This is a genomic window from Terrabacter sp. P5_B1 (assembly GCF_056400505.1).
The window spans coordinates 1-4,174 of sequence record NZ_JBFULD010000350.1 but is presented as its reverse complement, the minus strand read 5'-3'; the positions used below and the strand labels follow the sequence as shown (position 1 = coordinate 4,174).

General features: G+C 69.5%; 4 protein-coding genes. All 4 read right to left on the bottom strand.

Going from position 1 to position 4,174, the window contains the following annotated elements:
- On the bottom strand, window positions 1-1,261 hold a 1,261-nt coding region (locus AC1DP0_RS18935), incomplete at its 3' end, for a RelA/SpoT family protein (RefSeq protein WP_478087468.1).
- A 28-nt stretch (window positions 1,262-1,289) separates the two neighbouring features.
- Window positions 1,290-1,814: an adenine phosphoribosyltransferase gene (locus AC1DP0_RS18930; RefSeq protein ID WP_478087466.1), complete on the bottom strand. Its 525-nt coding sequence runs from the start codon at window positions 1,812-1,814 to the stop codon at window positions 1,290-1,292.
- 78 nt (window positions 1,815-1,892) lie between these two features.
- The gene (gene secF / locus AC1DP0_RS18925; protein WP_478087464.1) at window positions 1,893-3,077 is read right to left on the bottom strand and encodes a protein translocase subunit SecF; all 1,185 of its coding nucleotides are present in this window, start codon (window positions 3,075-3,077) and stop codon (window positions 1,893-1,895) included.
- On the bottom strand, window positions 3,074-4,174 hold a 1,101-nt coding region (gene secD, locus AC1DP0_RS18920; protein ID WP_478087462.1), incomplete at its 5' end, for a protein translocase subunit SecD. The genes secD and secF, both read right to left, overlap by 4 nt.

Genomic DNA, 4,174 nt, shown 5'->3' with positions numbered 1-4,174 from the left:
CCTCGCTGCTGCCCATCTCGAAGCGCAGCGAGTCGAGGAACTCCCCCGGGTCCTCGGTCTCGCGCTGCCAGTCGAGCAGCTGGCGCAGCCACGCCATGTCGTTCTGCGGGGTGATCTCGCCGGGCCGCGCGGGACCGCCGCCGTTGGACTGGTCCTTGTACTTCCAGTGGGCCGCGACGCCGTACTCGGCCCGCCGGTGCATCGTGTGCGTGCGGATCTGGATCTCGACCGGCTTGCCCTGCGGACCGATGACCGTCGTGTGCAGCGACTGGTACATGTTGAACTTCGGCATCGCGATGTAGTCCTTGAACCGGCCCGGGACCGGGTTCCACCGCGAGTGGAGGGCGCCGAGCGCCGCGTAGCAGTCGCGCACCGTGTCGACGAGCACCCGGACGGCGACGAGGTCGTAGATCTCCTCGAAGTCGCGGCCCCGCACGATCATCTTCTGGTAGACGGAGTAGTAGTGCTTGGGTCGGCCYGTCACGACCCCCTTGATCTTGGCGGCCGTGAGGTCCTCGGTGACTTGGCCGCGCACGCCGGCGAGGTACTCCTCGCGGGCCGGGGCGCGCTCGGCGACGAGGCGCACGATCTCGTCGTACACCTTCGGGTAGAGGGTCGCGAACGAGAGGTCCTCGAGCTCCCACTTGATGGTGTTCATGCCGAGGCGGTGCGCGAGGGGCGCGTAGATCTCGAGGGTCTCGTTGGCCTTGCGCTTGGCCGACTCGGCGCTGACGTAGCGCCACGTGCGGGCGTTGTGCAGCCGGTCGGYGAGCTTGATGACGAGGACGCGGATGTCGCGGGCCATCGCGATGACCATCTTGCGCACGGTCTCGGCCTGCGCGGCCTCGCCGTAGGTGACCTTGTCGAGCTTGGTGACGCCGTCGACGAGCATCGCGATCTCGTCGCCGAAGTCGCGCCGCAGCTCGTCGAGGCTGTATGCCGTGTCCTCGACGGTGTCGTGCAGCAGCGCCGCCGCCAGCGTCGGGGGTGTCATGCCGAGCTCGGCGAGGATCGTCGTCACCGCGAGCGGGTGCGTGATGTAGGCGTCGCCGCTCTTGCGCATCTGCCCCTCGTGCGCGTGCTCGGCGACGGCATACGCCCTCTCGATGACCGACAGGTCGGCCTTCGGGTGGTTCTGGCGCACCGCGGTCATGAGCGGCTCGAGGACGGGGTTCCCGGCCGGCCGAGTGGCCCCGAAGCGAGCGAAACGGGCGCGCACCCGCGACGGGGTGGACAGCTCGTTGCGGACGTCCTCGCTCATGAAGTGAGTCTAGGCCGTCCGTGCGGGATCACAGCGTGAGGATGGCGCTGACGGGCCGGTCCGCGAGACGCTTGCGTCCCTCGAGGAAGGCGAGCTCGAGGACGACCTCGATCGCGGCCACCTCGGCGCCCGCGCGCTCGACGAGCAGGGCGGTGGCCTCGGCGGTGCCACCGGTCGCGAGGACGTCGTCGATGACCAGGACCCGCTGTCCCGGCTCGAAGGCGTCGGTGTGCACCTCGATCTCGGCCGTGCCGTACTCGAGGGCGTAGGACTCCTTGAGGGTCTCCCCCGGGAGCTTGCCCGCCTTGCGCACGGGCACGATGCCCAGACCCAGCTCGTAGGCCACCGCGGCACCGAGGATGAACCCGCGGGCCTCGATGCCGACGACGACGTCGACCCGCCCGGCGTAACGCCCCGCGATGTCGCGCACGAGCTCGCCGAGGGCCTTCCCGTCCCCGATGAGCGGGGTGAAGTCCTTGAAGAGGACCCCGGGCTTGGGGAAGTCCGGGATGTCACGCAGCTTGCTCGCGACGAGGTCACTGATCTGGCTCACGCCGTCTCCTGGTGGTGGTGGGAACGAGCGGCCGGGGGTCGGCCGCACCGACGGGACCCGCTGACGCGGACCCCGTCGTCAGCGCCGCGACTTCGGGGCGCGCCTGGGCTGGTTGCGCGGCCCGGCCTGGGCGTACTTGTGCACCGGGCGCGGGGTCCCCTCGGCCGTGCCCGTGGCTGAGGCCGTGGCTGAGGCCGTGGCTGAGCTCGAGGCCGCCTCGGCCGCACCGGTGGAGTCGGCGCCGACGACGGCCGGTTCCGGGGAGCCGTGGGGAGCCGCGACGCCCTGCTTGGCGCCGTGACGGGCGACGTAGGCGTCGAGCTCACGGACCGCGGGCTCGTTGCGACGCAGGTCGACGAGCAGCGGCGTGGCGATGAAGATCGACGAGTAGGCGCCCACGGCGATGCCGATGAACAGCGCGAGCGACAGGTCGAGCAGCGTGCCGGGACCGAGCAGGGTGAAGCCGACGAAGAGCACGGCAGCGATCGGCAGGAGCGCGACGACGGTCGTGTTGATCGAGCGGACCAGGGTCTGGTTCACCGCGAGGTTGGCCGCGGCGGAGTACGTCATGCGCTTGGTGCGGAAGGCCTCCGCGGTGTTCTCGCGGACCTTGTCGAAGACGACGACGGTGTCGTAGAGCGAGTACCCGAGGATCGTGAGGAAGCCGATCATCGACGACGGCGTGATCTCGAACCCGAACAGCGCGTAGATGCCGACGGTGATGACGAGGTCGTGCAGGAGCGCCACCAGGCCGGAGACGGCCATCTTCCACGTGCGGAAGTACAGCGCCATGACGATCGTCACAAGGACGAGGAAGACGACGAGCCCTCGGATCGCCTGCTGGCTGACCGACTGTCCCCAGCTCGGACCGATGAGCGAGGCACTGACCGCGCCCTTGTCGACACCGAACTGCTGGGCGAGCGCTGCGCTGGCCTCGTCGGTGCGGTCGGAGGCCGCCTCGGACTGCACCCGGACGGTGTCCTGGCCGATGATCGTCGAGATGACGTTGCCCTGGATGCCCGCGGTGGAGATCGCGGACTGCGCCTTCTCCTCGTAGCCCTGGCTGTTGGAGACGCCCTGGACGCGGAACTCCGAGCCACCGCTGAACTCGATGCCGAAGTTGAGGCCCTTGACGAAGATGCCGACGAGGGCGAGGGCGATGAGGACGGCCGAGAGGGCGTACCACGTCTTCTGGCGCTTGATGAAGTCGATCGAGCGCTTGCCGGTGTAGAGGTCGTTGCCGACCTGGGCGAAGTTGATCATGCCTGGGCCTTCCCCTCGGCGATGCGGGCCGAGCCCACGGTGGCGGGCGGGCGCTTGGCGCCGGGTGCCCCGAACTGGCCACGACCGCGGTAGCGGAGCGACTCCTGGGCGCCGAGGCGCTGCGGGTCGAGACCAGACCACTTGTGACCGTTGCCGAAGAACTCCGTGCGGGCCAGCAGCTGCACCATCGGGTGCGTGAAGAGCATGACGACGAGCAGGTCGATGAGGGTCGTCAGCCCGAGCGTGAAGGCGAAGCCGCGGACGTTGCTCGAGGCCAGGAGGTAGAGCACGACGGCCGCGATGAAGTTCACGCCGTCGGCCGCGATGATCGTGCGTCGCGCGCGCCGCCAGCCGGTCTCGACGGCGGCGACGAGCGGGCGACCGTCCCGCACCTCGTCGCGGATGCGCTCGAAGTAGACGATGAAGCTGTCGGCGGTGACACCGATGGCCACGATGAGTCCGGTGACCCCGGCCATGGTGAGACGGAAGCCGTGCGTCGTGCCGAGCACCGTGACCGCGAGGTAGGTGATGACCGAGGCGACGACGAGCGACGCGACGGTGACGAGCCCGAGGGCGCGGTACTGGAACAGCGAGTAGACGACGACGAGCAACAGGCCGATGAAGCCGGCGAGCAGGCCGATGCGGAGCTGCTCCTCACCGAGCTGCGGCGTGATGTTGTCCTGCGTCTGCAGGGCGAAGGAGATCGGCAGCGCACCGAACTTCAGCTGCTCGGCGAGCTGCTTGGCGGAGTCGATGGTGAACGAGCCGGTGATCGAGGCCCGCCCGTCGGTGATCACGGCGCGCGCCTGCGGGGCCGTGATGACGGCCTTGTCGAGCACGACGGCGAACTGGTCGAGCGGCGGCTGGGACTGGAGGCCGTAGAGCCGCTTGGTGACGGCGGCGAACTTCGCCTTGCCGGCGTCCTTGAACGACAGAGCGACCTCGACGATGGAGGACGGCTGGCCGTTGGGCCCGGGCTGGTAGCCGCTCGTCGCGTCGGCGATCTCGCTGCCGTCGATCTCGCTCGGGCCGAGGACGTACTTCGTGGTGCGGTCCTCGCCACACGTGGCGATGGGCTGCGTGGGGTCGTCCTGGAC